A 26,385-nucleotide genomic window follows, 5' to 3' on the forward strand; every position below is an offset into this window, starting at 1 on the left:
GTCCTTTGTTAGGGAGCTGCGTAAAAATAAAGTACCAGTATTTGTAGGGTGGGTTAGGCGGGAACTAAATGATGGCACATAGCCGTTCAATGAACTATCCGCCGTAACCCACCACATTGAGTGGAGGACAACCCGACTAAATTGAGTGAATTTTCTCATTAATCAGGAGATTAAATAAAGGAATTGTGAACCCGTTTAAGTCAGAACCCTTCTGGAATCAGCTTAAAGCCACGCAACGCGATCGCGTTTATATTTTCGACTAATGTAGCGAGCAAGATGCTCGCACTACGGCAAGGATTTCGTCATTATTGACATTAAGGTTTAAATGCCAAACAGCTTAACCCGGATTGAGGACTTCATTACTAGAGGTTTTACTAGCTCGTTCGGGATTGGGTTGTAAGGGTTCGGGTAATGATTGAACGGCTCCCCACTGGCTCATAAAACTTTGCAGCAGTGTTTCTTGTTGGGCGCGAAATCCTTCCAGGTTGTAACCCCTATTCATCGTAGAAAACCAGATAATTCCCTGCTGCTGCGTGGGTAAAGCTCCGCCTAAAGCGCTGACATTATTTAAACTTCCGGATTTAACAATAGCGAATGGGGGAAGTGGACGTTCGTTTAAAATACCTTCATCTTGTCCAACAACCGCCAAGACATCGCCAAGGCTCATATTATAAGGTTGAAGATATCGGGCAATGGCGAGAAATAAACCGGAAGCCGCACGGGGAGAAATTTTGTTTTGATCGCTTAATCCAGAACCATTAACTAACGTAATTTCAGCTTGAGGAACGCCTGCGGCGGCGGCGGCTTGTTGGGCGACAACATTCGCTCCCCCGACGGAGTTGGCGAGCATGTCCGCCATTTTATTATTACTATATTGATTCATTTTTTTGATCAGTTCAGCCAGGGGGAAGGAATAGTGGCGGATCAGGGGTTGGACGTTGCTAGGAGGGGTGGGGGAAACTTGTACCGAACCCGCGATCGCAACTTGTGGTTTGGGGGTGTCTGGGGGTAAAGTTTGATATTGGGTTTGGGCGGCGGGAGTCCAAAGTTGACTATTTAATCCTTGTCTGAGAAGAGTCCCTGATTTGAGTGGATCAAACTCAAAGTTCATGTAAAATTTGCCTGTGATGATTAAATTCCCCGCTACCTGCTGAATACCCATCTGATTCAGGAGATTACCGAGAGCGATCGCTTCTTCCCAGACAAAGAATGGATCGTCTCCCCCTTCAATCACTAAGTCTCCTTGGAGAACCCCGTTTTCCACAGCACCCGTTGCGCCGATGAGGGTGATGAATTGGTGATCGGGACCAAAGGTTTGTAATGCAGCTAGGGAGGTGGCGACTTTGGTGATAGAAGCCGCCGGTAAGGGAACAGTACCTTGATAATTCGCTAGCAGAGTATCCCCCGCTTGAATCCAGATCCCATGATTTTCCTGAGCAAATCCTTTGGCGGCTAAACCATTCATGTACTGCTCAATTTGCGCTTGAATCGCCGGATTGGGATTATCCGGGGAAGCGAGTGAAGGAATCGCTGGTTTTTGCGCCAATTCCGCTTCTGCTGGACTTTCGGCGACTGAGACACTATCGATCTCGTTTTCGTTGGCGGAAGGTTGGGAGGGATTAGATTGAGGGGAACATCCGGCTGTAACGGTTAGGAGAGTTAGGGATAGTGCAGTCGTCAAGGACAGGGGTTTGAGCATTTTATATAAAAAATTAGGAGTTCTCGATTATAGCTTCCTAATTTAACTTGTACTACACTCCTGTACAAGATTTATCCCTGCAACTATCAGCACTCATCCACCCGACTGTTGTCGAACAACGAACAACGAACAACGAATGACAAATGACAAATGACAAATGACAAATGACAAATGACAAATGACAAATGACAAATGACAAATGACTAATCAAGCAATTTGACTTCCGCAAGCTTGGTTTTCCCGCTCAATTTCCCCTAAAAAACTACGGAAACTTTTTTCGTGGTTTTGCTCCCAACGTTGAATAATATGGAGAATCTCTCGTAATAGATAGCCAGAACCACAGGCAACATAATCGACAATATATTCCGATTCCAGACTGAGAGACTCCAGAGAATTGCCGCGAAAATCAACCAGATAACCGCCGGCTGCTTTTAAAATTGGATAGGCGAGCAAATTATAATTATCCGAAACATGACGACATTCGACCATGAAATCAGCAGCGCCTCGGGCGATTTCACAAAATTCCATGGCTGAGTTATCAACTGAGCGAATATCTTGACAGCATAACCATAAGGGGAAACTGCCGCTCAAGGCTTCTTTTGCCCGATGATAGCCTGGACGTAAGTAGGCGATCGCGTCCTCTAGGGAGACTTGAGAGTGACAGTAAATCTGAGTGTAGTCTTGACTGTGAGCGTTTTGAAAATAAGCAGCAGTCTGAGTCCCATAGTAGCAATCTCCGGATCGTAATCCTTGCACATAAGCAAAATCGAGATCCCCTAAGGTGACGTCGGATGATTTTGCCGCGATCGCCATAACAAAAGACGGGTCACCCACTTGACGTAACCAGTTGGATGTCCCGTCGATTGGATCGACAAATATAGAATAGTTCGCGTGAGGATTGAGCTTTGGATGTTCTCCTTCGAGATAAAGGTTAATGGGATAGTCAGCTAAACAAGAGCGGACAATTTCACTCGCCTGACAATCAATTTCATGTTTCGCTTTTCCATTGATGATTGACTGATGTTGGTAAGGGAGATTGTCTAAAAAAGTGGCTAGATTTGCGGCAATTGATGAACAGATGGTTAAGTAATCCATAATTAAAGAACTCCTCTGCGGAGATCTATACCCTTAATCTTTCCGGTAATACGCCATGAACGGTAAATATTACCGGGACTGATGGGCATAAATTTAGTATATATGTACTACAGGCGACTGACTAATTTAGTCTTACTGGAGACAGTCGGCAGATTAAATAGCCGCTCTAGTTCTTGGACAGGTTGACGATGAGTGGTATCAACGCTGGGCATTTCCTGCCAGCAGTGTGAACAGAACCAGTAGAGGCGATGGTGGCTAATGTGCCGGAGTAAGGGATGGGAGCAGCAGGGACAAGTATTCATAAATCTTGCAGATCTTTTCTTTTGATGTTTTTTTATGTATAAATATTATTTTTACGTAAAAAGGTTTACTAAATCTTGATCGATATCTCTGATAATTTGTGATAATAAACCAAAAAAAATGTGATTAGTTTTACATAAATTGAGTGATCAATATCATGTTGAAGTGATACCAAATCCGCTTTTGTCACTCCTTCTACCTTGGAACCCTCTGCCTTGGAGCCTTTTGCTATATCATCGATCACGTTAGTGTCATCGCCAGTTATGTCTACCCAAAACTCTACCCCTCTCAGTATCTCAGACGCTCAAGCGCTTCTCGAACCCTTCAACTGTATTGAGAGTCAACCTGTGGTTTCAGACTCCGAAAAAGAGAAACTGCGGCAAGCCTTAGCGTTACTTGCCGAACATTCAGATTATCAAATTTTTGGTATTTGCGCGGATACAGCCGCTCAAGGTTTATCAGCGCTCAAAACTTATGCTCAAGCTTTAGGGTATCAACCGAATCTTGACCTGACTCCGATTGAGGGAGCGGTGTATATCAAATATAACGGCAATTCAGGATTGTGTTATATCGATTCCTATACGGGTGAGCATCGTGGTGTTTTAGTATCCTGCCAATCTTCCTTTGAAGGGGGTATTAATGAAATGTATGGTCATCTCCCCCTCGATTTATTTGCGTTGTCGGATTAACCGTGTAGAGACGTTGCATGCAACGTCTCTACAGTTCTCAACGAGGCAATCGATACTTAAAGTCGCGTTTTCCTTGGTAGTTGGTTAAATCTGCCAATTTTTCCAAACTCTGAACCCCAGGATACAACTGACCATTGATTTCCCAAGTCGGATACCCTTGTATTCCGGCTGCTTGGCACAGTTTAGGCTGCGGATTTTTCCCAGCCGGATTACACTCGATATAATCGATTTCGCTAAAGGCTTCTTTGCCAAATAACTCCTTTTGATCGTGGCAATGGGGGCAAGTAAACGCACCATATTTTTTAGCACCAACAGCGGTAAGATGACGAGCGAGTTCCATTTCCGCTTCGCCAGAGGTGGTGGTTATTTTCCAGCCGTAGGGGGCTTTAGGCGCAGTAGATACCTGAGGAATCACGCCGCCGTCTGCTCCGCCAGCCGTTGTCTGTTCACCACTCATGCCATAGACACCCAAGGTGCCAATCAGCGCTACCATACCGACAACAATGCCCGTGAAAAACAGTTGTCCCACATCTTCCCACTCACGCCCAATAATCGTCAGCACGAATAGGGCGATGGAGCAGAAGGCGGATACCAGGCAATAGATACAAAATGCCCCAATAACAACGGACATGAGATAGACAAGGTAGCCACTGAAGATAACCATGGCGGTTGAGCCAGCAAACATCAGCAGCCAACTGCCATCGTCTACTTGTCGGCGAAAGTCTTTGTTATCTGAGGATTTGACCAGTTGAGGGGCAAAGGCAAATACGGCGATCGCAGTATAGGCTAAAAAGCCAAACAAGCTTAGGGGTACACCAAAAAGCCAAGCATAACTACTACTTAAGACAGCTTGACAGTTGATGAACTCGCCTGTCGGACATACGGCTTCTTTAAATACCCCAGTTTCCACCAAGGTAAGGTAAGCCGTATCTAACGCACCAAGAATCGCGATCGCACCAATGATTGGGCGGGAGTGGCGATGAATCCAGGGAGCAGAACGTCGGCGTCTCATAATTTGTCTATCAGCACTAACAATTTCAGGAATAAGCGAGAAATTTATGGCTCACTCCTACTTAGAATGTAACTTGACCGAAGACATGGGTTTCGGCGACGCTGTCGTGTTAACACCACGTCGTACCGCTTCCACAAATTGACTAACGCGAATCGGGTCAATGGGTTGCTCAATTCGCCCCCGTCGTTTCAGGGAACTGGACACAATCACCCCGTCGGCGGCTTGCATCAAGGTGGGAATATTTTCCCAGTTGGCACCGCTACCGATAAATACAGGCGTTCCATTGGCGGCGGCTGAGGCGAGTTCTAAGTCTTCGAGACTGGGAGGACTACCTGTTGCCCATCCAGAGAGGATGACGCCATCAGCTAACCCTCGTTCGATGGTTTCCTGTACCGCCGTAGTCAAATTCGGTGATCCCAAGGGGCGTCCATGCTTAACCAAGACATCGGCTAAAATTTGCACATCACTACCGAGTTCTCGGCGATACCGCAACAGTTCGTAAGCTTGTCCTTCGATCAATCCTTGATCCGTTGCCATAACCCCGGTGAGAACATTCACCCGGATAAACTGGGCACGGACACAACTGGCGATCGCGATCGCGCTTTGGGCATCATTGCGTAACACGTTGATCCCCACGGGTAATGTGACCAAATTCATCAACCGTCCCACAATTAAGGTCATCGCACTGACGACAGCGGGATCGACTTGGTTTTTGGTGAAGGGAGCATCAAAAAAATTCTCCACGATTACCCCATCAACTCCCCCTGATGCCAGTGCTGTCGCCTCTTGTTCGGCTCGATCAATCACCGCTTTTAAACTCCCTCCCCAACGGGGAGACGTTGGCAGGGGTAACAGATGCACAACGCCAATGATGGGATTGGGTGTTTTGAAAATTTGTTGTAAGTTCACGTATCTACCTGAAAACCGTTCACAAGAATTTGAATATACTCAGGTTTGACAACCACAGAGACTCTCTATCTAACGAATTCGATGGATTGACAAATTGGATATACCATGGTAAATGACAGCATAAATCTCTCAGAATCCTAACCATCGCCTAATTCTTAAGCACCAACCGCTAAGTAGGGTAACGTCAGCCGACGCTCGCTAATAGTCGCCCTTCCCCCAGTCAAGCGTCAAGTTAGATTAAGTTACCGAGTGTATTGCATATATTAATAAAATTTTATATAAATAAGTAACGGGGTTAAACTAGAGCAACCAAAGAACATCCGGACTGGTGGAGCGTGGGTAAACTCTAAGACTATGCCCCTATGAATCGAGTAAAGCTGGGAAAAAATTAAGTGATCAGGATTGAATCAGCCTGAACTCTGGAGGCATTCTCTCCAGAACGGTTACAGGGAACTGCTCACGACTCATGCTTACTGATTAGGAGCGCTGGAAATCAAGCGCTACTCCACTCTAGTGCCGATTGTAGTAGATAACCGCATGGGCAACAAGCCAACCATTGCCATTTCTCATTTAGGCTGTGAAAAAAATCGTATTGATACGGAGCATATCCTGGGTCTGCTGGTTCAAGCGGGCTACCCAGTCGATAGCAACGAAGATTTAGCCGAGTATGTTATTGTAAATACCTGTAGCTTCATAGAGGCAGCGCGGACAGAATCGGTTCGCACGTTAGTTGAGCTAGCAGAAGCCAATAAGAAAATTGTTATTGCTGGCTGCATGGCACAACATTTCCAAGAGAAATTGTTGGCAGAATTGCCAGAAGCTGTAGCTGTAGTCGGAACGGGCGATTATCAAAATATCGTCGAAGTGATAGAACGGGTAGAAGCAGGAGAACGGGTCAAAGCCGTTTCAGCCGAACCCACCTATATTGCGGATGAAACAACGCCGCGCTATCGCACAACCTCAGAAGGAGTCGCTTACCTGCGAGTAGCAGAAGGATGTAACTATCGGTGCGCCTTCTGCATTATTCCGTATCTGAGGGGAAACCAGCGATCGCGAACGATTGAATCAATTGTGGCGGAAGCTGAACAATTGGCGTCCCAAGGCGTGCAGGAATTAATCCTCATTTCTCAAATCACAACCAACTATGGCGTCGATCTGTATGGAGAACCCAAGTTAGCTGAACTGTTGCGGGCATTAGGTAAGGTGGATATCCCCTGGATTCGGATGCACTATGCCTATCCCACCGGTTTAACCGAGCCAGTGATGGCAGCAATTCAGGAAACGCCTAATGTTCTGCCTTACTTGGATTTACCCCTACAGCATTCCCATCCAGAAGTCCTGCGTGCAATGAACCGTCCTTGGCAAGGGCGAGTGAATGATCAGATTATTGATCAGATTAAAGCCGCCTTGCCGAATGCGGTGCTGAGGACTACCTTTATCGCCGGGTTTCCTGGCGAGACAGAGCAGCACTTTAACCATTTGCTGCAATTTGTCCAGCATCACGAGTTTGACCACGTTGGTGTCTTTACTTTTTCTCCCGAAGAGGGTACACCAGCCTACAACTTGCCCAATCCAGTGCCCCAAGCCGTCATGGAGGAGCGTCGCCAGACGCTGATGGCAATTCAACAGCCGATTACGTTGAAGAAAAACCAAGGTGAAGTGGGCAAGATCGTTGACGTTCTGATTGAGCAAGAGAACCCCTCAACCGGAAAACGGATCGGTCGCTCAGCTCGATTTGCCCCCGAGGTCGATGGATTAGTCTACGTCCAAGGCGAAGCCCCCTTGGGGACCATCGTGGAAGTAGAAATCACCGATGCTGGCATCTATGACCTCTATGGTTCTGTAGTCCCTAGTCCACTGTTAGTTGTCGGTTAACTCGAGTCGATTCAGGGTAAGGGAGTATTGGCGATTGCCAACTCCTTAACCCAGACTCTTGATCACTGACGACTGACCTTAACCATTACGAAACACTCACAACAACCGTTAAATTATGACCCTTTCATTCAATAATCTGGGCTTATCTGAAGAGTGCCTCCATCAACTGGAAAAATTAGGTTTTGATACACCAACGGAAATTCAATCTCAAGCCATTCCAGAACTGTTGGCAGGGCGAGATGTGGTCGCTCAATCTCAAACCGGTACAGGGAAAACCGCTGCCTTTTCTTTGCCGATGTTGGAACAGATAGATACTAATGCCCGAGGCGTACAAGCCTTAATTCTTGCCCCAACACGGGAATTAGCCCGACAAGTGGCAGATGCCATTCGGGACTTGACCAGCAATCGCCGTGTCGGTATAGTCACCGTCTACGGAGGACAATCCATTGATCGCCAAATTCGTCTGTTACAACGTAATGCTCAAATGGTTGTCGGGACGCCAGGACGAGTGATCGATTTGCTGGATCGAGGAGATCTCAAATTAGATCAAGTCAAATGGGTGGTCTTAGATGAAGCCGATGAAATGTTGAGCATGGGCTTTATCGATGATGTCAAGAAAATCCTCAAGCAAGCCCCGAAAGAACGCCAGACTGCCTGTTTTTCGGCAACAATGCCGAAGGCAATTCGGGATTTAGTCAATCAGTTCCTCAAATCCCCGGTGACGGTAACCGTGGAACTACCCAAAGCTACCCCAGCACGGATTGAGCAACGGGTTTATATGATCCCCCGTGGGTGTTCAAAGTCCAAAGCCCTACAGCCAATTTTGGCACTGGAAGACCCCGAAGCCGCCCTAATTTTTGTGCGGACGCGGCGGTCAGCAGCGGAACTCACCAGTCAGTTACAAGCGGCTGGTCATAGTGTGGATGAGTATCATGGCGACCTCAGCCAAAGCCAACGGGAGCGCTTGTTGTCCCGATTCCGCCAGAGTCAGGTGCGTTGGGTGGTGGCAACGGATATTGCTGCACGGGGTCTGGATGTGGATCATCTCACCCATGTGATTAATTACGACCTGCCGGATCAGGTGGAAAGTTATATTCACCGAATTGGTCGTACTGGTCGTGCCGGGAAAACCGGAACCGCGATTTCCTTGATTCAACCCTTTGAACGGCGCAAACTGCACCAGATTGAACGGAAAGTCCGGCAGAACTTACAGGTGTCTCGGATTCCCACGCGATCGCAAATTGAAGCGCGGCGCTTGGAGAAATTGCAAGACGAGTTACGCGAGGCACTGGCTGGCGAACGGATGGCATCATTCCTGCCGATTGTACGGGAGTTGAGTGAAGAATACGATCCCCACGCGATCGCTGCCGCCGCCTTGCAAATGGTCTATGATCACACGCAACCGGAGTTAGCCGCCATCGAGGTGGATAACAAAGTAGAACGTCCGAAACTGGTGAAGCGTCGTAATAACAAATCAAAAGAATCGGTCACTCATAACCGTTCTCGGTAATTGATTGAGTTCATCCCATGTTTAATCAGCGTGGGATGAATTTGTCTTATGTTATTCGTCATTTGTCCAAGAGTTCTTGCACTTAGTTAGGGCGGGTTTAGTGACATCTGGGTGGCAAGCCGCGATAATAGTTAAACCCGCCCCTACAGATGTGCTGTGGCATGTCTGGTCACTCAAACGTTTTTTCGGGTCATTTGTCATGACCAAAATTCAGAAAGAAATCACATGACTCTGTCTGCTACCAATATTCCTCAAACTACAGATACCTTTGCCAAGCCTTGTCAATGGTCGGGTCTAATTGAGACCTATCGGTCTTATTTACCCGTCACCGCCTCAACTCCCGTAGTGACTCTTTTGGAGGGAAATACGCCTCTGATCCCTACCCCTGCCCTTTCAGAAGCGGTGGGTAAGGGAGTCAAGGTATTGGTTAAATATGATGGTCTTAATCCTACAGGTAGCTTTAAAGACCGGGGTATGACCATGGCGATTTCTAAAGCAAAGGAAGCTGGGGCAAAGGCGGTTATTTGTGCCAGTACGGGGAATACCTCTGCCTCGGCTGCGGCTTATGCGACTCGGGGGGATATGCAAGCGTTTGTGTTAATTCCGGATGGCTATGTCGCCCTGGGGAAGTTGGCGCAGGCATTGGTTTATGGGGCGCAGGTATTGGCAATTGAGGGGAATTTTGACGACTGTTTACGGATTGTCCAGGAGTTAGCGGCAAATTATCCGGTAACGTTGGTGAATTCGGTTAATCCCTATCGATTGGAAGGTCAAAAAACGGGCGCGTTTGAAATTGTTGATAATTTAGGGAATGCCCCAGATTGGCTGTGTATTCCGGTGGGAAATGCCGGGAATATTACGGCGTACTGGATGGGCTTTTGCCAGTATCATCAACATGGGAAGTGCGATCGCTTACCTCGGATGATGGGATTCCAGGCGGCTGGCGCGTCGCCGTTAATTCTGGGTGAACCAGTGGCGCATCCGGAAACAATCGCTACCGCGATTCGGATTGGTAATCCAGCCAGTTGGCAGAAAGCTGTTGCGGTAAAAGATGCCAGTCAGGGACAGTTTAATAGCGTTACCGATGAGGAAATTCTGGCAGCCTATCGCCTTTTGGCATCAAAAGAAGGAATATTTTGTGAACCCGCTAGCGCTGCATCGGTGGCGGGGTTATTGAAAGTGAAAGATCAAGTTCCCACGGGAGCAACGGTGGTTTGTGTGTTGACAGGGAATGGTTTAAAAGATCCAGATACAGCTATTCAACACTGCAACAACCAATTACAGCGGGGAATTGAGCCAACCACCACCGCCGTCGCTGATGTGATGGGATTCAGTTCAACGTGAATAGTAAGCTACGGCGATTGAAATCGCTGCTACACAAATGTATGCGAAGCCTTCCCGAAGGGTAGTCCGCCTGCGCGGACTGGATTATAACGGGGATAGCTAACCCTAATTTGGTACTATATCATGTCCGGTTGATCAATTGCGATCTAGGTTTAGTCTAATCAAGGGACTAAATCCCCCACTCCTGGCAAAATATAATGGGGACGATAGGCAAAATGAATTAAATTCTCTTGGCGGGTGACTCCGGATAACACCAACGCCGTCTCGATTTCTGATTCAATTCCGGCGATGATATCGGTGTCCATGTGATCGCCAATGATGGCTGTATCCTCGCGACGACAGCCTAACTTCTTCAGAGCATGACGCATCATTAGGGGATTTGGCTTCCCAACAAAATAGGCTTTCGCCCCCGTCGTCAGTTCCAAGGGTGCAATTAACGCCCCTGTCGCTGGCACAATTCCTTTCTCACTCGGTCTGGTTAAGTCGGGATTTGTACCAATCAGTTTTGCCCCGTTAATCACCAACTGCGCTGCATGTTCTAACTTCTCAAAGCTATCAAAACCGAGGCTGAGAACCCCCGTGTCCCTTCACTTCACTTCGTTCGAGGGCAAGTTTAACCGGGGGATGAAAGCTTCGACAAGGTTTTAACCTAATGTGTCCTGTTTGACTCCGGCATATTGTCGAATAGCCTCCCTGATTAGCTCGTTTATTGACCTTTCGGTGCTTGCTGATAGTCTTTTGAGCGCCTCATACTCTTTGTCTGACAACCTCAAGTTGTATCGTTGTATAATCCCATATTTGTGCTAATATGAGATTATATTAGCAGCATAGGATGAGAAACTCCAAAAACAAACGTGTTGGCTAAGTCACTGAACCACGACAACTGAAGATATAGGGTTGCACCAAGAAGTATAGATATATAGCCGTTGGTGCGTAAAATCTTCACGGTTGGAAGATACCAAAGTATCCATACAGCCCTGAGCTTGGTCGAAGGGTCGAGGTGGATAGGGCGTGTTGACTGCGCCAAAGCTTAAGTAAAATTAAGCTGAGAGATAAAGCGAAGTGATGCGGTTTTAACCCGTCACTGAACAACGTCTCAGAATCCACGTTTTTCAAAGCGTGGAGAAGTCAAAACTGCGCGTCTCGCCCACCACCACATAATCCGGGTTGGTATCGTTCATCGAGAACCCATCATCATACAGCGCATTTGTCAACCCCGCTTCCCCAATCACAAATGCACTTCCTCCGGGACATTGTTGAGCTAAAAATGCCGCCGTTGCCAAGGCGCTGGTGTAGAAATGTTCTTCTGGGACTTCTACGCCCAACCGTTTTAGCTTCTCCCGCAACTCCCGAGGCGATCGCTCACTACTATTGGTGAGAAACAAAAATTTCTTGTCCGACGCCTTCAACCAGTCCAAAAATGCCTCCACTCCTGGCAGTAAGCGGTTGCCGTGGTAAATCACGCCATCCATATCACAGATAAATGCCTGTTTGCCGCGTAGCTCATTCATGGAAACCAGGGACTCAAAAGCCTTGACGTCAGAATCAACAACGATGATACCAGCCTGGGTGGAGAAAAGATATTGGTCTTGCCCATCACCAATCACGACTCCTCAATCACCATGTTTCCCAACCGCAGTGCTGCTTGATACTCTCAGATCAAAGAAAATTGGCTATCTTGGACTAGATGTTTACAGATCTCAGCAAGGGTTGAGGTTTTTTGCTATGAGGGGATTGAGAACCATGTTTGCCAACAGGGTTTGAGGCTGACTACCCTAGACTTACTGCTGATCAAGCGTTTTTGAGACAAACGACTCTCAAGAGACGAGTGCCACAACTGCATCACTCAATCGGACTGGCGCTCAATCCTAATTCAGCTTGATCCTCATTCCCGTAACAGCAAAACTGTAGTTGTGGTTTCAAGGTGTTGTCAGACTGTCTGGGGAGTAAATCTGGATGTGATGCATCAAACAGCCTTCGTTAAAAACTATCCACAATAGAACACAACTTGAGATTGACCTATGGAAACTCGCAAACGGATTGGTCTACTCACCAGTGGCGGTGACTGTCCCGGATTAAACGCGGTCATTCGCGCTGCCGTTAGACATGCTACCTTGAGCTATGATTGGGAAGTTTTAGGCATTCCCTACGCCACCCAAGGTTTATTGGAAGGCAAATCAGTCTCACTGAATGTTCATGGTCTAGATAGTCGGGGAATTGACCCACTCCTGAGTACGGGTGGTACTATCCTCGGTTCAATTAATAAAGGGGATACCGAGGCTCAAGCCGAGCAGATTATTGCTGGTTATCAGAAATTAGGTCTGGACGCCCTAATTGTTGTTGGTGGTGACGGGAGTCTGGCTATTATGAACCAGCTTGCCCATAAAGGGAATATGAATATTGTGGGTGTTCCCAAGACGATTGATAATGATGTGGCGTTCACGAATTTAGCCGTTGGTTTCGATACGGCGGTGAACACCATTGTTGATGCCCTATCGCGCCTCTCCTATACAGCCGCTAGTCACGATCGCGTGATGGTGGTTGAGGTGATGGGGCGCGAAGCCGGACATCTAGCCCTAAATGCCGGGATTGCTGGCGGTGCTGATGTAATCCTGATCCCGGAAATTCCCTATTCCATTAGTGGTGTTTGTAAGCATATCACCGACCTGCGCGATCGCTGGAATCGCCGCTTTGCGATCGTGGTTGTGGCTGAGGGGGCGAAAACCATTGAGGGTCAAGAACGCTACTACACAGACTCCCAGGGTGAGATTCGATTACGGGGGATTGGAGATTATGTCGCGGATCAGATTTCTCACTTCAGCGGGGATACGATTGAAGCGCGGGTGACGGTTTTAGGTCATGTTCAACGGGGTGGTGCGCCTTCAGCCTTAGACCGCTTACTAGCCACCTCTTTTGGTAAAGTGGCTGTCGATTTAATTGCCAAGGATGACTATCAAAAAATGGTCGCTTGGCAAAATGGAGTTGTTGTGAGTATTCCCATTGATGAGGTAACTAGCAACAGTCCGATTTTGGTAGATCGCCATCATCCCCTAGTGGAAACAGCTAGAGCCCTCGACACCTATATTGGTGATTTTTAATTGACACCCTAACGGCGGTACTTAGACAGTTTCTGGCACAATTTTTTGTCTAAGTACCCCATAAAGGTTCAGTTGACGCAAGCTGGAGCAAACTATTCAAAATTACCGCTTATCCAAGCATTATTGCGCGAGAACCCAGGAATTTATTAGGGTTTATCCATGGCTAAAAGTCAGCGAATTTTAGCCATAAGTTTGGTGAGTGTTATCGTGTCTGAGTTCAGTTAAAAGAATTGAAGTTATTGCCGCGATCGCACACATCCAATCGACTACATTAGCAATTAGCTAACTCAATACAAAATAGTCTAGGAAAATGGGGTCAAGGCATTTGTAATTGGTGATACAAATCCTACCCTCAAACTCGATTAATTCTGTAATAAATGTATACCTGTAGGGGCAACGCAAGGTGTTAACTTAAGCCACAACCCCCTCACCCCCAGCCCCTCTCCCACCAGGGGAGAGGGGAGCAAGAAGGAATAATGATTAATATTGATAACAGGACTTACGCAGCCACACCAGATATACTGGTTAAGGTGCGTTACGCTTCTCAAACTCGCTCAACTCTGTAAGAAATGTATCCATGTAGGGGCACGGCATTGCCGTGTCCTTACCAGGTGGGGGGTTGCCGATGATACATTAAACACCAAGAGGCGTTTATAATAGTCATATTATTTATAATAATATGGAATAATGCAAGAAAGCCTTTATTAGTCATAGCCGTATCGATAAACCCTTTGTCGAGCCTCTGGTAACGGATTTCCGCAGCCGCGAAGGGATTGAGTTGTCGTAACCATGGATGGAGCGGTTTAGATGAATGAACTAAATAAGCAACCTCAGTTTGATGTCTTCATGGCTCACAACAGCAAGGACAGACCGCAAGTGCTGGAGATTGCAGAGCAGCTTAAGCAGCGTGGATTAAAGCCCTGGATAGACATCGAGCAAATCCCCCCAGGACAATCCTTTCAAAAGGTAATTCAACAGGCAATTCCCAATGTTAAATCTGCTGCCATATTCTTGGGGCTTGAGGGAACAGGAAATTGCCAGGAAGAGGAAATCCCCGTAATTCTTAGTCAATCTCGAAAAGCTAATATTCCTGTCATTCCCGTTTTGCTACCAGGAGTTAACCAACTTCCCGATGATTTGCTGTTTCTCAGTGAACGAAACTGGGTAGCTTTTGCTAGCCGTCTTGATGACATCAAAGCTCTGGATTTACTGGAATGGGGGATTACAGGAAAGAAGCCAGATGAGCGAGGTGAGAATAACACTACGGACGTATTCTCATCATCGACAGGAAAACCTTCAGAGAATGATTTACCAGAAGCTCCAGAAGACCTAGCTCTAGAGCTACTCCAGCGCCTCCGACCCCCTCAGTTTAAAAGAGTTATTTTTTATTACAAATTAAACGAATACGACTTGCCAGATGCTAGCGCTTCACAAGCTGAAAAAGCTATGGAAATTGTTAGACTAGCAGTTCAGCAAGAAGGAGAATCTCTTTCAAAACTGTTCAGCGCTATTGATAAAGCTATGAAGAGGTAGCGTGAATGTCTATTCTAGAAGACGAACTCTTGGAAAAGCTCATAAGACTCAGTAGTGAGCAATTTCAGGCAGTTGTTTTTCGTCTTAAAGATGATATTGAGGAAGCGGATCTTCCTGGATCTACTGCCTCTCAATCTGATAAAGCTATTGAACTCATCAGACTTCTTGAGCTACAAGACAAACTTCAACTTCTGGAAAGTACGCTTGAAAGTGCTGCCATCAAAAAACTTAGCTTACAATCCCCTGCAAGTCTGACTAAAGTCCAGGTAGACCAAATTGTTAGTGACAACACCAAGCTATTTGTCGGACGAGATGACGAGGAGCAGCAGCTCGATAATTTCCTCACAGAAAATTCTAGTGGAATGTTGTTGGTTAGAGCTGATGCTGGTATGGGAAAAACAGCTCTATTAGCGAACTGGAAGCAGAAGCAGCAACAGCAAGGTAACTGTTTTATCGCCTATCACTTTTTTAGGCAGGGGCAGGAGATTAGTGATGTCATTAAAGCTTATCGCCATCTGCTACAGCAACTCTATACATATTATGAACTGACCACGCCGCAAATACCTTCCGATCAAAATAATCCAGAGCGCATTTTTCAACTTTTGCAGGAACCCCTAAAGCGCCCCGACGGAAAACCACTGATTATTTTACTTGATGCTCTGGATGAAGCTTCGCCAGAGCGATCGCTTTCTCAATTCTTACCCCAACCTCTGCCTGAAGGGTTGTATGTGATTGCTTCGGTACGGGTGAATGAGGCAGAAAAGTTAGATAATAATTTACCCTCTTGGATTCAAGTTACTAAAGAAGTACACCTGAAGCATCTGCCATCGCCTGCTATTAAAGATTGGCTGCGACGGGCGGGTAATGGAGAGTTAGCAACTCTGGCAGAGGACGAAACTTTGGTGGCGCAGGTGTGCGATCGCACCGAAGGAATACCCCTGTTCCTCAAATACCTAATCGATGAGTTGGTACAAGTGGCAAAACAAGGTGAGGAAAGTGCAATTCGCAAAACACTGGAAGCAACACCTAAAGGCTTTACTAACTACATTCGTCAGCAGTACCAAGCCTTAGATCGATTAGAAGATTGGTCTCGGTTAGAGCTGCAAAAAATATTCTATTTTCTGACTATTGCCAAAGGGGAGCTATCCTCAGAGGATTTAGTAGAGCTGATGGACAACAGCCCACAACGACTGCCGTGGCAGGTGAGTCGATGGTTCAAAATTCGAGAATCAGAGGACTGCTTTCTATACTCTTTTGCTCATCCGAGTTTAGCCGAACGATTTGCCGCCCTGCCTGCAATCAAAGCGAATACAAAAAAAGCTCAGAAGGAACTGATTAACTATTGCGCCCACTGGCAGGAATACCATAGCGCTTATGCGTTGCGGCATTATGCTGAACATTTGCGGGATGTGAAGCGGTGGGAGGAGTTATATGCGATCGCACGTAACCCAGACTTTGCATCTACCCAACGTCAACAGTTACCCGATGAGCCTGATTTGCCTCTGAAGACGGTGCAGACAGCGTTGCAGGGTGCTGCTGATACGGATGATGCAGGTGCAATGGCTGAGTTTCTGTTAGCGAATGCACAACGAATCATGAGGCAAGAGTCACCGTTAGATGTGCTGCGTTCAGGCAATCTCAAGCGTGCCTTAGCACTAGCGGATATGTATGAGAGTGAACGCTCTGTACTTTGGTATCTGCTATTGGCTTGGGAGCTAAAGGATAAAAATAAGGTAGAGGAGGCACATAGACTTTTGAAGCAATTGCTGAAAAAAGAATTACCGCACTTTTCAATACATTTTTTTCCGCCGGGTAAATGGGTTATTTACCTTCTCACTCAAATTTGTCAAGTCGATGAAGATACCTTTACCATCCTATACAAACGGATTTTGCCTGCTAAAGAATACTATGATTTATGTATATGTCTCAGTTCGGAGGGCTATTTAGAGATCGCTCTCAAAACAGTTCAAGAAATTGACTGCTCAAGAAAGCCCGGTATTTCTTCAAACTCAATACCAGAGGTGCAAACAGAAATTCAAGCCAGAGATATATTAAATGTTAACTCCTGGTATCAGGTCAAGGCTCTAGTTGCTATTGCAAAGGCATATTTTGAGGCAGGTGACAGAGAGGCAGCACGCGCTACTTTGTCCACTGCTATGGAAACGGCAGATAAAATTGATTCTAAGCTCAATTCTGATGCTGAGCGTAATCTAGCAGAAGTTCTCCAGCAGATTGCATCTACAAGAGCGGAAATAGGTGATATTACTGATGCTTTAATAACTGCCCAAAAAATCCCTATAAATGTTTTCAGATTAGCGGCAATAGAAGAAATTGTAGAAAAACAAGTTAAAAACCATCAGCTTGACGCTGCTTTAAAATTGGCTCATTTAAACGATATGCCTGCATTAGAATCTTGGATTTTTAGAATCAATTCACGAACTGAGTGGCAGTCAGGAAATATAGAAAAAGCTCAATTCTATTTGAGAGAGGCTCTCCAGAAAGTAGAGCGAATTAAATACAAACTACAACAAATTGATGAATTTTTAAGAATTGCATTACTTCAAAATAATTTAGAAATAGAAGAAAGACTAGAAAAAGTTGAAGCTATCATAGTTCATACCTTTGAAATCAGTAGAGGAATTGAGGAACAAGATATAAGAGTCACAGCCTTAGCCAGAATTGCACAGGCAATAAAAGAATTAGGAGAGACTGATAGAGCGAGACTTACTTTCAATGAGACGCTTGATTACACGATACAAAACATTACGAATACTTGGGAAATAACAAAAAGTTTAGGAATAATAATCCATGCTCAGGTGGAGGTAGGACAGTTAAGTGAGGCTCTCAAAAACCTCAAAAAAATTCCCGATCAATGGCAGCAAGCCAACATACAGAAGGGAATTGCGTTAGGACAAGCAAAAGTGAAAGAATTTAAGGTTGCTATTGATATAGCACGCTCTATAAAAGAACGGAAAGTACGCTCAGAAGCAATTGGGGAAATAGCCATAGAACAAGCACAGGCAGAAAAGACTGCTATTCCTCTTGAAACTGCTCAAGAAGTTGATTTTATGGAGCGTCGTTCAATTCGTTTAGAAATAGCCAAAATTCTTTATAGTAGAGGCTATAGACAGGAAGCTCGAACTATTTTCTCTGAATTTTTGCAGGCTAGTCATATATTTGATAATCAGCAGGCACAAATAGCAGCGCTCATTGATGTTGCGGTTGCACAAGCTCAAATAGGAGATAGAGAAAATGCTCAACATGCATTTGCTACTGCCCAGCAGGTGACAAATACAATTGAGGATCGGCGATTTCAAGTGATGGAGCTATGCAGTATTGCGATGGCACAAATACAAGTTGGAGATAAACAGGAAGCAGAAATTACATTTGCTACTGCTGACCAGATAGCCCAGAGCATTCAAAGCGAAACTGATCGGTCATTTGCTTTAGAGGAACTAGCAAAGATTAGATTAAAGTTGAAAAATTTCGATGTCGCCTTCAAGACTGCTTGTTCTATAAGAGAGAGTAGAACAAGAAACGCAGTACTAGAAGAAATTGCGGTCACTCATGCAGAGTATGGAGATTTCGATACTGCCTTTGAGGTTCTACAATCAATTGGCTTTAAAGAGTATAGAGAAAGAGTAATCAAAGAAATTAAATATTTTCAGATTACAAAAGAATTTCTTGCTCAATTAAAGTTAGGGAATGTAACTGCTGCCTTGGAGATAGTACAGAAAATTGAAAGCATTAAGCTCCAGGCAAAAGCTCTCATAAAAATAGCAGAATCGCAAACCATGAGAAGTCAAACAAAAGCAGCACTAGCGATTTTGGCTGATGCTTTAAGGATAGCGAAGAAAGTTAATGAAGGGTACGACACCGAAGCAATTGAAGCAGTTATTCTCGCCCAGGCAGAAATAGATACATTACCTAATTGTCTTGAGTCTGTAAAAACAATATATAGTGCATATAAGCAAGCTGAGATTGTTGGTAAAATAGCGAGGTTGAAAACGAAAAATGGACAGAATGAAGAGATAGAGGTCGCTTTCTCGGTTGCTTTAAAAACAGCCCAAGAGATTGATTCGGAGTCTATTAGATCTCACACTCTAGGAAATATTGCCAAAGAGCTGGTACAAGCTGGGTTTATTGACCAAGCAATCAAAACCCTAAAGATGATTCGCACTGAGCGAAATTGGCAGTTGCCAGAAATTGCCGCTGCTTTTGTTGAAAAGGGCGATAAAACAAACTTCAAGCAGCTATTGATTCCTTGTTCTTACTCGTTGTACGCTGCTCATCGAATGTGCGGACATCTGGCGCGGCTATATCCTGAGAAGGCAGCAAAAATCCAAAAACTACTGAGTGGATTTGATTGAAAGATTTGGAAAAAATATTTTTGCCAATATATTTTGAATTATTATCCAAGACACAGAGAATAAGCTCATGCCCAAACAAGACCCCGCCAAATTAAAAAAAGTCTCTGTCAGCCTCCCATTTGGCATCGGCGGTGCGGAATGGGAAGCCGATGAAACCGAACGTCAAGCTGCTTGGTCACTCTACGTTGAACTGGTCACTCGCATCACGGTACAATCCCTAGAAGCCGACCAAGGACTGCTGCGAGAAGCGCTCAACTCACTCTATAGTATGTTTGCGATTACCCGGCAAATCCTCAGAGACGCGGGTCCCGATGTTGGCATATCCTCCAAATCCGTTGGCGGAATTGCCATTGCCGTTCTTAATAAAGGATTGCGCCCGTTTTTATCAAAATGGCATCCGTTATTACAAACCTGGGAAGTCCAGAAACCTGCCACAACGAGTCCTAAACAGCATGAGAAAAATTGGTCGTTAGAACCTCAGATGCATAAGGAGTTGCTCGTACTGGGAAAGGAGTTACAGCAATATGCTGAGGCGTTGGCGGCGATTGTGGGAGTGGAGGGATGAGGGAGATGGGGTTGTAGAGGTTTCTCGACATTTTCCCCCTCATCCCCTAACCCCTTCTCCCACCGTGGGGAGAAGGGGAATTGGAACAATTAATGATAAAAAATGTAGGTGGCTACGCCTGCAATATATAGCGCTACGCGCTAGGCAATAGGCAATAGGCAATAGGCAACACCTCGGCTTCGCTCGGTGTTTCATAGGCAATAGTGAAAAAAAAAGCTTACCTTATAAGGGATTGAGCGATTTTAATTTTTCTTCATTTGTCCTAATGTGTGTGCGTAGTGCTATAACACCTTTCTTGCTCCCCTCTCCCCGGTGCGGGAGAGGGGCTGGGGGTGAGGGGTTGAGCGTTTATTTTGGGCGCAAGCGTAAGAGGAAATTATGAGGATAGATTTTGATCAAGAGACTGAAGCTGTTTTGTAGTCAGGGAACTTTAGCCCTCTAAAGCTAGGCGTTAAAGCACTAAAGTGCTTACTACAAACAAAGCCCTTTTTTTGCGGGAAAAGGACGCCCGTCGGTGCGTCCCTACGATTCTAATCCACTATGCCGTATCTTATCCAAGAATAGATTTGAGCCGAAAATACCCAATCTGGCAGGCTGAATAATCGCATTCATTCAAATAATCCAACGGATGCCATTCATTATGGCTAATCGCTTCAAAATAGCTGCCATCTTGCTGTGCAATCTCCGGCTCTATATCCGTTACATCGGCATAATACATATAACAAATTTCATTAGTTTGAGTTCCGACAATATACTTCCCCAACAGCAAAACCTGAACTGAAAATCCCGCTTCTTCATGCACCTCTCTAATCGCCGCTTCCTCTGGCGACTCCCCTGCATCGATACCCCCAGTAATGGGACAAGGATAGAGTTTATGCTCTTGATTAATATCGGGAATATGGATACAAAGGGGCTGCTGTCTAATCAGAACCTCATAGTCTCCTCTGTTCCTCTGACGTTTTCTAATCGGAAATATCGCCACAGAATCTCGTCCCTTGCGTTCTAGGTAGTGATACCCCCAAGCTGTTTCCTTAACCGTAATCCAATCGGTACTAAAAATAATTTTCTCTTTATTCATCATAAGTTATACATCAATTGTAGGAGCGGAAGTGTAGGGGCGGGTTTAGCCACTCAATCTACTTGTTACCCATAAATGAACAACAAAACCCGCCCTGCCTCACCGATAAATGAACAAATAACCTGGCAAAAATTAATCCCTTATGCGCCATATATTCCATAGCTGATTTGGGAATGATTCTATGACGGGATTAGTGTTCTAAGCTAGGATCAATAAGTAGAAGTAGCATTACAGATATGCAACCCAATCTAACTCAGACAATCAAATTCAAAGCTATGATCTTGGGCATCTCAATGGGGTTAGCCCTATTCCCCAGCAAACTTCTTGCCAATGAACTGCCACCCTTACCCCAAACCAACGCTCAAGGTGATTATACCGCCTCCGCGAATACCTGGTGGAGTTGGCAGGTTGTTGATCCTGATCCCAGAGGCTTGAATTGTCGCGTCTCGCCAGAATTCCGCCAATTTTGGCTAGAAGACTTTCGCCCTGGTGGTTGGCAAGATGATTTTAATATCGGAGAATGGTCTGTGGTGCGACGTTTTCCTCAACAGACAGTTCTCATGGCTGACAACGCGCCTGCTGGTGCAACAATTATGAAAGATGAACGGGGTTTACCCTGGGTAAAGGTAATCATTGATATGCCAACCGCCAACAACCAAATGAATGACATTTGTTTCGTGCGGGCTAATTCCAAGTACATTCGCCCCGTTAGAACTAGCGTTCCTTATCTTTCATTTTAAAATCAAGTTACTACAAAGAGTTTTGTTGGGTCTCATTTCTTGACCCAACCTACTATTTTGTTCGTTCGTAGTAGGCACTTTAGTGCCTCTATAGGGATTGCTGAATCAGGATTGTGGTGAGGAACAGGGAACAGTTTTCTGATCACACCTTATTGGAAAGCAGAGGACAGAAGATTTCAAGGAAAAAGTATCCCAGGAATCAAGACGGTTGAACCTGTTGCCGTACCCAAGCGCGAAACGCCTGTTCTGCTTCTACTTCGTCCTGTTGAGCTTGTTCGAGAAAGTCGTAGAGGTTTTCTTTGGTAATAAACGGAAAAGTTAGACTAGATTCTACTTCCTGATATTGTCCAGCTTGCCATTGATAAATTCGCCAAATCCGCCCGTTATAGCGCCAAAATTCTGGGACTCCCAAACTGGCGTAGAGTTGTAATTTGTCAATATCGGTATGGGTGATATCAATTTCAACCACTAAATCCGGCGGTGGATCATGTTGAAGATCGACTTTGCGCCCAGCGACACGATGTTGATTTTGAATATAATAAGCATTGTCTGGTTCTGGACTGCGATCGAGGTCTTCTCATTCTAAGGTAGTCGATCCCATCGTTTTGATCTTTAATCCCATTTCGACCACTAAAATGCGAATAAATAATTTAATTAGTCGAGCCGCAAATTCGTGGTCTTCTAAGGGCATAGTAATCTCCCGTAAAGGTTTGAGGAATAATAGAGGCTGTGCGTAAGTCCTGATACTTGAAACCGACAAGAGTTGGGGCGGGTTTAGTCACTTATGGGTGCAACCGAAAAGATAGTTGTGAAACCCGCCCCTACATAAAACCAGGTTCTGACTTTTCACGCCATTGGGAAAAATTACAGCGCTTTTTTTTCATGGAAGGAGGAGAATTCAAAGCCTCTCTCTCTAACCCCCCTTTCAAAGGGGGATACTGCTGGGGGAGAGGGGTTGAGCTTAAGCACGATAATATCGTACCCCTACACCCTACTCAGGCTAAATTAGGGTCAATAGTGGTCATTGTCGATCAAATGAAGGAGAGGATTGGGTGAAAGCGTTGTTAATCATTCTCGGAGTGTTGCTGGGATTGGTGGTGACAGTGGAAGTCGGCTTGCGTTTACTCTTTGGCTTGGGGAAACCGCCGATTTATATTGCCGATGAGCAAATTGGCTATTTATTAGCCCCTAACCAAAAGACGACTCGTATGGGTAATCGGATTGCCATTAACGCCTATTCCATGCGAAGTGATGCGATTACACCAGAGCGATCGCCCTCTACGCTGCGGGTTTTACTCTTGGGTGATTCTATCGTGAATGGGGGCTGGTGGACTGACCAAGACGAAACCCTTTCAGCGCAGCTTGCCACTCAATTGACACCGTTCAAGTCCCAGAAGGCGTTTGAGCAAATCGAAGTGCTTAACGCCTCTGCTAATTCCTGGGGACCTCGGAATGAATTGGCGTATCTACAAAAGTTTGGCACGTTCAACGCCCAAGCTGTCGTCTTAGTGATTAATACCGATGACCTCTTTGCCACCGCCCCCACCACCATCCCCGTGGGACGCGATCGCAATTACCCCAGTCATCGACCCCCATTAGCCCTGATTGAGGCAATGAACCGTTTTTTGCCCTACGAATCTCCACCGGAAATGGCGGCTGTCCGGGCGGAAAAAGGCGATCGCGTGGGGTTTAACTTAGATGCCATTGGTCACGCTTACAGGCTTTCTCAGGAGGCAGGGGCGGAGTTTCTGCTCGTCATGACTCCCCTATTACGAGAAATTGGCGAACCCGGACCCCGTGATTATGAAATCAAAGCCCGAAATCGCCTGAAAGCGTTTACCGAAGACCAGCAAATTCCCTATATCGACGGTTTACCCCTGTTCAACAACGCGCCAACCCCAGAAACCTGGTATCGGGATCACATCCACCTAAGTCCCCAGGGTAATCAGCAAGTCAGCGAAGTCATTGCGCGATCGCTTGAGCATCATTTGTCATTGATAAGTAGGTAGGGGCAATAAAAGTTAACGGCTGAGATCGTCATTCGTCATTCGTCATTCGTCATTCGTCTGATATATCGTAGTGGACTGACACAGCTAAAATAGGGTTTTGTTTGTAGTAAGCACGAAGAGTGCTATAACGCTTAGCTGGAGAGGGCTGAAGCCCTCACTACGAACCAATTCTAATCCATCAATTAAGGTGTGCCACACCAGTAGGGTGGGTTGAGCGAAGTCGAAACCCACCAGCCTTAATTCACTACCATTCCGATTAAGACACCGCAATCATGGGAGATTTGAGTTTATCAGTCTCTCGGTCTACCTGATGCCAAACTTGACCATCCAAAGCCATCTGCTCCACTAAACTCGCTAAACGGAGGGCTTTCAGCGCCTGTTCACCGCCGACAGAGGGTTGATTTCCGCCACGCACACAGTTGACAAAATGTTCTAACTCGGCGTAAAGCGGTTCGATATTACTGGTGTAAACCTTTTCAATTAACCCATCTTGGCGATAGAGAACCTGACCATAGTCGGTTTCACAATTAGCCGTCGTTTGCCGATGAATCAGAATTTCATTATTGAGAAAATCGGCTTCTGTGAGTGAATTTTTACAATGGGCGGCAATGCGACGAATTTTGCGATGGGTTACTTTACTTGAGGTAAGTGTTGCCACAATGCCATTAGCAAAAACTAAATTAGCAGTGACATAATCTAAATACCCCGACTCCGAGGCATGGCTACCACTAGCCGTCAATTGGATTACGGGCGCATCCGCCAATTCCATCAGCAGGTCAATATCGTGGATCATTAAATCCAGAACCACAGATACATCATTAGCTCTGTGGGAATAGGGACTCATGCGATGCGCCTCTAGTGCCAGCAATTTCTCCGTCTTCAAGACTTTGCTAAGTTCTTGAAAGGCAGGATTAAACCGTTCAATGTGACCCACTTGCAGAATACATTGATACTCAGCAGCAGCGTTGACTAGGGATTCTGCCTCAGCGATACTGGCAGCAATCGGTTTTTCGATTAAGGCATGAACCCCTGATCGCAAACAGGTCATTCCCACTTCATAATGTAGTCGGGTGGGTACGGCAATACAAACCGCATCCACATAAGGGAGTAAATCGCGATAATCCTCAAAGAAGCGGACACGGTATTTACTTGCCGTGTCCAAACCCCGTTCTACGTTAATGTCTGCCACGCCTACCATTTCCACGTCTTTCAAAAGACTCAAAACGCGGGCATGATGCTGTCCCATGTTACCAACGCCAATCACGCCAATTCGGATTGGCTGCGGCAGGCTACGTTGGACATGAGTATCCAGATGTCTTTGATACATGCTATCTTGCACTCTTATATGCTCCTCCACCACGGGAACTAAGTCAATTTACTTATGTTGAGCCGCCTTAAACCATCCAGATAGTACCACAGCACCTTTAAATGTGAAGAATTCCAAAGATTGCCCCAATTTGCCAGATAACGGAAGTCTTTCGGACGGCTATTCTGTTTTCATTGTGGGTTTACGGTTACTTTAGGTGTAGGTAAATGTGTCAGTTTTTGGGTTGTCCATTTTGGGCAGAGGGGCAGAGGGGGAGCTGGGGAAGCTGGGGGAGCTGGGGAAGCTGGGGGAGCTGGGGAAGCTGGGGGAGCTGGGGGAGCTGGGGAAGATGGGGGAGCTGGAGGGGATGGGAGGAGACAAGGAAATTGTAGGGGCGGGTTTTACCGCTAACGTTTGCTTTGCACCCTGATATAACTAAACCCGCCCCTACCCAACCGTTCAATTATCACAAATGACGAATGACAAATGACGAATGACAAATGACAAATGACAAATGACAAATAACAAATGACGGGGGTAAAGATGTCCAAAGCTGTAGTTTTGTTGTCTGGTGGATTGGATTCGTCTACAGTTCTCTATCAAGCTAAGGCAGAGGGCTATGAGTGTTATGCGATATCCTTTGATTATCAACAGCGACATCAACGGGAACTCGAATCCGCGATCGCAATTGCTAAAGGTGCAGGTGTCAAAGACCATCAGGTGGTACGCTTTGACTTAAGCCAGTGGGGAGGTTCAGCCTTAACGGATGATACCCTCGATTTGCCCCAGACGCGATCGCTCCAGCAGATGTCCCAGAGTATTCCCATTACCTACGTCCCCGCCCGAAATACCATTTTTTTGAGTTTTGGGCTATCCTACGCCGAAGCGATCGGTGCTACAGCTATCTATCTGGGTGTTAATGCGTTAGATTATTCCGGTTACCCCGATTGCCGTCCTGATTATATCCAAGCCATGCAGGAAGTCTTTCGCCTAGGCACAAAACAGGGGCGCGAGGGAGAGCCGATTCAAATTATCACCCCGCTAATTCAGCTAAAAAAAACAGAAATTATCGAGTTAGGCAATAAACTGGGAGTGCCTTGGCAAGAAACTTGGTCTTGCTATGCTGGGGATGAGGTGGCTTGTGGTGTCTGTGATTCTTGTCGCTTGCGGCTTGCCGCTTTTGCTGAACTCGGACTACAAGATCCCTTGTCTTATGAAAAAGTTTGACCCGTCACCTTGTTCAAGGACAGGTT

The 26,385-nt window shown here is 45.9% G+C and carries 20 protein-coding genes and 3 pseudogenes; 11 read left to right on the forward strand and 12 right to left on the reverse strand.

The window, feature by feature from the left end; genetic code table 11:
* Positions 1 to 337: 337 nt before the first annotated feature.
* From RIC07_RS03565 to RIC07_RS03575, 3 genes are all read right to left on the reverse strand, one after another.
* A complete protein-coding gene (locus tag RIC07_RS03565) occupies positions 338 to 1,699 on the reverse strand; it encodes a D-alanyl-D-alanine carboxypeptidase (RefSeq protein WP_446393304.1) in 1,362 nt (453 codons plus the stop codon).
* Between the two features lie 207 nt (positions 1,700 to 1,906).
* On the reverse strand, positions 1,907 to 2,794 hold the full coding sequence (locus tag RIC07_RS03570) for an inositol monophosphatase family protein (RefSeq protein WP_446393305.1): 888 nt from the start codon (positions 2,792 to 2,794) through the stop codon (positions 1,907 to 1,909).
* 107 nt (positions 2,795 to 2,901) lie between these two features.
* Positions 2,902 to 3,096 carry a hypothetical protein gene (locus RIC07_RS03575; protein WP_446393306.1) on the reverse strand — a complete coding sequence of 65 codons (195 nt, stop codon included), beginning with the start codon at positions 3,094 to 3,096 and terminating at the stop codon, positions 2,902 to 2,904.
* A gap of 261 nt (positions 3,097 to 3,357) precedes the next feature.
* Here RIC07_RS03575 and RIC07_RS03580 point away from each other — a divergent pair, with 261 nt between their 5' ends.
* On the forward strand, positions 3,358 to 3,783 hold the full coding sequence (locus RIC07_RS03580) for a DUF1824 family protein (RefSeq protein ID WP_446393307.1): 426 nt from the start codon (positions 3,358 to 3,360) through the stop codon (positions 3,781 to 3,783).
* A gap of 37 nt (positions 3,784 to 3,820) precedes the next feature.
* On the opposite strand, the gene RIC07_RS03585 is transcribed toward RIC07_RS03580, so the two are convergent.
* Positions 3,821 to 4,795 carry a vitamin K epoxide reductase family protein gene (locus RIC07_RS03585; RefSeq protein ID WP_446393308.1) on the reverse strand — a complete coding sequence of 325 codons (975 nt, stop codon included), beginning with the start codon at positions 4,793 to 4,795 and terminating at the stop codon, positions 3,821 to 3,823.
* 57 nt (positions 4,796 to 4,852) lie between these two features.
* Entirely contained in the window at positions 4,853 to 5,704 is an 852-nt protein-coding gene (gene btpA / locus RIC07_RS03590) for a photosystem I biogenesis protein BtpA (protein ID WP_006101966.1), read from the reverse strand.
* A gap of 537 nt (positions 5,705 to 6,241) precedes the next feature.
* On the opposite strand from btpA, the gene rimO reads away from it, so the two are divergent.
* Positions 6,242 to 7,579, forward strand: a complete 1,338-nt coding sequence (gene rimO / locus RIC07_RS03595) for a 30S ribosomal protein S12 methylthiotransferase RimO (protein WP_446393356.1) — start codon at positions 6,242 to 6,244, stop codon at positions 7,577 to 7,579.
* 115 nt (positions 7,580 to 7,694) lie between these two features.
* Complete coding sequence (locus tag RIC07_RS03600) at positions 7,695 to 9,089, forward strand: DEAD/DEAH box helicase (RefSeq protein ID WP_446374853.1); 1,395 nt, start codon at positions 7,695 to 7,697, stop codon at positions 9,087 to 9,089.
* 51 nt (positions 9,090 to 9,140) lie between these two features.
* On the opposite strand, the gene RIC07_RS03605 is transcribed toward RIC07_RS03600, so the two are convergent.
* Positions 9,141 to 9,290, reverse strand: a complete 150-nt coding sequence (locus tag RIC07_RS03605; RefSeq protein WP_446393309.1) for a hypothetical protein — start codon at positions 9,288 to 9,290, stop codon at positions 9,141 to 9,143.
* A 24-nt stretch (positions 9,291 to 9,314) separates the two neighbouring features.
* Here RIC07_RS03605 and thrC point away from each other — a divergent pair, with 24 nt between their 5' ends.
* Positions 9,315 to 10,433: a threonine synthase gene (gene thrC, locus RIC07_RS03610; RefSeq protein ID WP_446393310.1), complete on the forward strand. Its 1,119-nt coding sequence runs from the start codon at positions 9,315 to 9,317 to the stop codon at positions 10,431 to 10,433.
* A gap of 161 nt (positions 10,434 to 10,594) precedes the next feature.
* On the opposite strand, the pseudogene RIC07_RS03615 reads toward thrC, so the two are convergent.
* From RIC07_RS03615 to RIC07_RS03625, 3 genes and pseudogenes are all read right to left on the reverse strand, one after another.
* Positions 10,595 to 10,987: pseudogene (locus RIC07_RS03615) on the reverse strand (HAD hydrolase-like protein); the annotation flags it as partial.
* 90 nt (positions 10,988 to 11,077) lie between these two features.
* Positions 11,078 to 11,206, reverse strand: a complete 129-nt coding sequence (locus tag RIC07_RS03620; RefSeq protein WP_446393311.1) for a ribbon-helix-helix protein, CopG family — start codon at positions 11,204 to 11,206, stop codon at positions 11,078 to 11,080.
* 342 nt (positions 11,207 to 11,548) lie between these two features.
* Positions 11,549 to 11,944, reverse strand: a pseudogene (locus RIC07_RS03625) (TIGR01457 family HAD-type hydrolase); the annotation flags it as partial.
* 510 nt (positions 11,945 to 12,454) lie between these two features.
* Between RIC07_RS03625 and RIC07_RS03630 the strand changes: the two are divergent.
* The 4 genes from RIC07_RS03630 (at position 12,455) to RIC07_RS03645 (ending at position 19,999) form a co-directional block, all read left to right on the forward strand.
* A complete protein-coding gene (locus RIC07_RS03630) occupies positions 12,455 to 13,531 on the forward strand; it encodes an ATP-dependent 6-phosphofructokinase (RefSeq protein WP_446393312.1) in 1,077 nt (358 codons plus the stop codon).
* Between the two features lie 807 nt (positions 13,532 to 14,338).
* Positions 14,339 to 15,064, forward strand: coding sequence for a toll/interleukin-1 receptor domain-containing protein (locus tag RIC07_RS03635; protein WP_446393313.1), 726 nt, complete (start codon positions 14,339 to 14,341; stop codon positions 15,062 to 15,064).
* 5 nt (positions 15,065 to 15,069) lie between these two features.
* Entirely contained in the window at positions 15,070 to 19,434 is a 4,365-nt protein-coding gene (locus RIC07_RS03640) for an AAA family ATPase (protein ID WP_446393314.1), read from the forward strand.
* 67 nt (positions 19,435 to 19,501) lie between these two features.
* Positions 19,502 to 19,999, forward strand: coding sequence for a hypothetical protein (locus tag RIC07_RS03645; protein ID WP_446393315.1), 498 nt, complete (start codon positions 19,502 to 19,504; stop codon positions 19,997 to 19,999).
* Between the two features lie 550 nt (positions 20,000 to 20,549).
* On the opposite strand, the gene RIC07_RS03650 is transcribed toward RIC07_RS03645, so the two are convergent.
* Positions 20,550 to 21,080 (reverse strand): NUDIX hydrolase, encoded by a 531-nt coding sequence (locus RIC07_RS03650; RefSeq protein ID WP_446393316.1) that lies wholly within the window; start codon positions 21,078 to 21,080, stop codon positions 20,550 to 20,552.
* 272 nt (positions 21,081 to 21,352) lie between these two features.
* Between RIC07_RS03650 and RIC07_RS03655 the strand changes: the two genes are divergently transcribed.
* Positions 21,353 to 21,817 (forward strand): hypothetical protein, encoded by a 465-nt coding sequence (locus tag RIC07_RS03655; protein ID WP_446393317.1) that lies wholly within the window; start codon positions 21,353 to 21,355, stop codon positions 21,815 to 21,817.
* Positions 21,818 to 22,016: 199 nt separating this feature from the next.
* Here the strand turns inward: RIC07_RS03655 and RIC07_RS03660 are convergent.
* A pseudogene (locus tag RIC07_RS03660) lies at positions 22,017 to 22,517 on the reverse strand (Uma2 family endonuclease); the annotation flags it as partial.
* Positions 22,518 to 22,869: 352 nt separating this feature from the next.
* Between RIC07_RS03660 and RIC07_RS03665 the strand changes: the two are divergent.
* Complete coding sequence (locus tag RIC07_RS03665; RefSeq protein ID WP_446393318.1) at positions 22,870 to 23,826, forward strand: SGNH/GDSL hydrolase family protein; 957 nt, start codon at positions 22,870 to 22,872, stop codon at positions 23,824 to 23,826.
* Positions 23,827 to 24,082: 256 nt separating this feature from the next.
* On the opposite strand, the gene RIC07_RS03670 is transcribed toward RIC07_RS03665, so the two are convergent.
* Complete coding sequence (locus RIC07_RS03670; RefSeq protein ID WP_446393319.1) at positions 24,083 to 25,153, reverse strand: Gfo/Idh/MocA family oxidoreductase; 1,071 nt, start codon at positions 25,151 to 25,153, stop codon at positions 24,083 to 24,085.
* Positions 25,154 to 25,660: 507 nt separating this feature from the next.
* On the opposite strand from RIC07_RS03670, the gene queC reads away from it, so the two are divergent.
* A complete protein-coding gene (gene queC / locus RIC07_RS03675; protein WP_446393320.1) occupies positions 25,661 to 26,359 on the forward strand; it encodes a 7-cyano-7-deazaguanine synthase QueC in 699 nt (232 codons plus the stop codon).
* Positions 26,360 to 26,385: the final 26 nt, after the last annotated feature.

The organism is Coleofasciculus sp. E1-EBD-02 (genome assembly GCF_040218245.1).
GTDB lineage: Bacteria > Cyanobacteriota > Cyanobacteriia > Cyanobacteriales > Coleofasciculaceae > Coleofasciculus.